The sequence below is a fragment of the Vibrio sp. 10N.247.310.23 genome (genome assembly GCF_041467155.1).
In the GTDB taxonomy this organism is placed as follows: domain Bacteria; phylum Pseudomonadota; class Gammaproteobacteria; order Enterobacterales; family Vibrionaceae; genus Vibrio; species Vibrio crassostreae_C.
Genome location: NZ_JBFSTZ010000071.1, coordinates 1 through 2,808, shown reverse-complemented (window position 1 = coordinate 2,808; position 2,808 = coordinate 1). Strand labels below are relative to the sequence as shown.

6 protein-coding genes are annotated in these 2,808 nt (G+C 37.5%); 5 read left to right on the top strand and 1 reads right to left on the bottom strand.

What is annotated here, in order from left to right:
• From AB6D93_RS23745 to AB6D93_RS23725, 5 genes are all read left to right on the top strand, one after another.
• The coding region (locus tag AB6D93_RS23745) for a hypothetical protein (protein ID WP_372127316.1) at nt 1–336 on the top strand (336 nt) is incomplete at its 5' end.
• Nucleotides 337–339: 3 nt separating this feature from the next.
• Nucleotides 340–726: a hypothetical protein gene (locus AB6D93_RS23740; protein WP_154723702.1), complete on the top strand. Its 387-nt coding sequence runs from the start codon at nt 340–342 to the stop codon at nt 724–726.
• Between the two features lie 85 nt (nt 727–811).
• On the top strand, nt 812–1,147 hold the full coding sequence (locus AB6D93_RS23735) for a type I restriction endonuclease subunit M (RefSeq protein ID WP_154723701.1): 336 nt from the start codon (nt 812–814) through the stop codon (nt 1,145–1,147).
• 55 nt (nt 1,148–1,202) lie between these two features.
• Nucleotides 1,203–1,646: a lytic transglycosylase domain-containing protein gene (locus AB6D93_RS23730; RefSeq protein WP_154723721.1), complete on the top strand. Its 444-nt coding sequence runs from the start codon at nt 1,203–1,205 to the stop codon at nt 1,644–1,646.
• Between the two features lie 560 nt (nt 1,647–2,206).
• Nucleotides 2,207–2,566: a hypothetical protein gene (locus AB6D93_RS23725; protein ID WP_371979959.1), complete on the top strand. Its 360-nt coding sequence runs from the start codon at nt 2,207–2,209 to the stop codon at nt 2,564–2,566.
• A gap of 27 nt (nt 2,567–2,593) precedes the next feature.
• Here the strand turns inward: AB6D93_RS23725 and AB6D93_RS23720 are convergent.
• A partial coding sequence (locus tag AB6D93_RS23720; protein WP_372159232.1) for a hypothetical protein occupies nt 2,594–2,808 on the bottom strand: 215 nt, incomplete at its 5' end.

Genomic DNA, 2,808 nt, shown 5'->3' with positions numbered 1-2,808 from the left:
AGCGACCAGCGTTTCGCCGCTGGAGACGAAAGCTCACCAAAAAATGATATCTCTTGGCGTTTGTTGCAAAAACTACCGTCTTATATTGAACCCTCGAAAGTGCTTAATTTGGTTTTAAGAGTTGAATATTTCGGCTCGTGGGAAACGCCTCGTGACCAGTGGAAAACCGGTTTTTCACTCATGGCAACCACTTCGAACGGTAGTGAAAAACACGTTAAAAATTACCTATTATCACAACATGCTATTTCAGCGATAAAACAAGAATGTGACGCGATAGCAAAAGCATTAAAAACGACTTTTATTGATACCACTCTTAATTTCAGCATTGAGGTTTAAATTATGAAATATCTATCTCATTACACCCAACAAGCTCAAACCGATTTATTCAATGAACTAGGCGCATTTTTCGCTTTCTCTAATCAACAGTTCAATGATGCTAAGAAAAAAGGTATTGAATATGTGTCGCTTGGAATGGGAATGATTGTGCCTGAAAGTAACGCTAAAAACTTAGTGGAGCGTTTAGGTCAAATCCAAAAAGAGGGCATTAAACAAGATATTGAAGAAAACGGCAAACAAGGGATTATCCGACGCGAGTTATTCAATCATGAATGTTTTTATACTAATGATATTTGTGATTGTGTCGAAAAGCTCGAAGAGTACGGTTATTCATACGATGATATTTATGAAGTGTTTAATCATATTCGTAAAACTGAAGATGTCTACTAATCGCAAATAAAAGCGCCTTGATAATAGCACTAACTAATATCAAGGCATATCCATTTAAACTAAACAGTAACAATGAGTGAATAAAATGAACACATTAAATACTACCCTAACGAAAGAAGATTTAAAAGCGAAAACTTACGTTTGTACGGCTGTGCCGTTCGAATTAGGAAAAACAGTAATGACACAAGGTGTAGCTTCATTACTAAACCGTAATATTGGTGCGAGTCTTAATGTTTATTTGCATCGCCATAAAAACGGTGATTGGGGCGATACTCCCATTGAAGATAAAATTATGAATGATGAGGCAACCAAAACAGGCGAGCGTATTATGTCGAGTTATCATTTTTGTGATGATAAAATTTGGATTATTACCGAACGAGATAGAAGCGTAACAACTGTTTTACTACCGAGTGAATATTAATCACTTTCAATATGCGATAGAATGGAGTCCTTGTTAGGACTCCATTTTTTTGATTATGAAAAAGTTATCTTTGCTACTGTTATTGTTTCCAACCGCTGCGGGCGCATTCTGTTTTGATGAGGCCGGATCTCATTATAATGTTGATCCAAAATTGTTACGGTCGATTGCACAAGTTGAAAGCAGTTTTGATCCCAACGCTTACAATGAAAATAAAAACAGGTCGGAAAAAATTGTAAGCCGTGATTTTGGGTTGATGCAAATTAACTCTAGTTGGTTCTCTCGACTCGCTGAATTTAACCTAAACGAAACAAACATATATGAGCCGTGTTTTAATGTTTCATTAGGCGCATGGGTATTAAGCTCTAACTTTGCCAGTCATGGTTATAACTGGAACAGTGTCGGGGCATATAATGCCGGTTTTTCTAAACGTACCGAAAACGCTAGAAAAATATACATCCAAAAAGTGCAAAGTGTTTATTATTCCTCAACCCTTAAATAACTAGCTGTGCACTAATTTGGTGCAATGCTAGATCCTTAGCCTTCTTCCTTTTCCGCTTTCCATTCCTTCCCAAGTTTAGATATAGACTCCCGACTCAATCGCCAACGGTTCGGCTTTAGGTCTTGCGAACGCCCCAAACCCTGAGCTAAAAACGTAAGATAGCCTGGAGTTCTATTGACTTGTTCGCACTCTTTAAGATTCTTCCACACACCTCGCTAAATCGAAAATCGATTTAAATGGTTGTCTGTGAAAATATAAAACCAATAAAAACAAAAGCTTAAAACCTTGCTGTTCATTAAAAGTAACCTCAAAAAAATTTTCAAAATCTCAACTAATTAGCCGCTGAAATATGACTTGTAAATAATCTTGTATAAGTTATTCGCAAGTTATCCGTTGGTACGTAAGGCGTGATAGGGTGTTTAAGTCAAATTTAACTCATATTTAAGTTAAATTTGCATTAAAGCAGGTACAGTAAGGGGTTGGTGGTGATTTTGAATCATGGCTTAAGTTATGGTAAGTTTAAGTTAAGTTAGATTAATGCATAAAAGGTGAGAGTGAAAATGACAAAAATGTACCATTTACAGACCTACTTGAAGGGGCCGTTAAAGCAAGACTTCATTAAGTTTAGAGATCAGGATTGCCTGAGTGATTCTGAAGCAGCCCGTCAACTGTTGACCTTAGCACTGCGCATCAAGCTCAACGATAGTGAGGATGATAGACCGTCGAATCGAGAGTTGATGGAAGAAATGTATCGTCGCATTAGGCAGATTCAGGGAACGGGTAATCTGACACATACCCAAGGTTTCGATGGGGCGGCATTTTATAATAATAAAAAAGAAGCGGGAGAGATGCGTAATTTGGTTACGACAGACGTTAATAATAAAGTGGATACCTTTCTTGCAGGCGAAAAAAAAGGATAGCCCGTTAGGACTATCCTTTTTATTGTTTTATCTTTCTAATTCCCGCTCGATTTCTCGACCCATCGGCTCGTGATGTTTATTATCAAAGTCGAGTCCTTGTTGCTTTGATGACTCTTGCGGCTCGAACTGCTCTAATGCTTTACTGTCTTGATCTTTACCATATTGTGAAATAACGCTCTCTTTTTTATCATTGAGTGTGTCAATCGGTAGCGATTCTTGGTTTAATTCTTGCCTTTCATCGA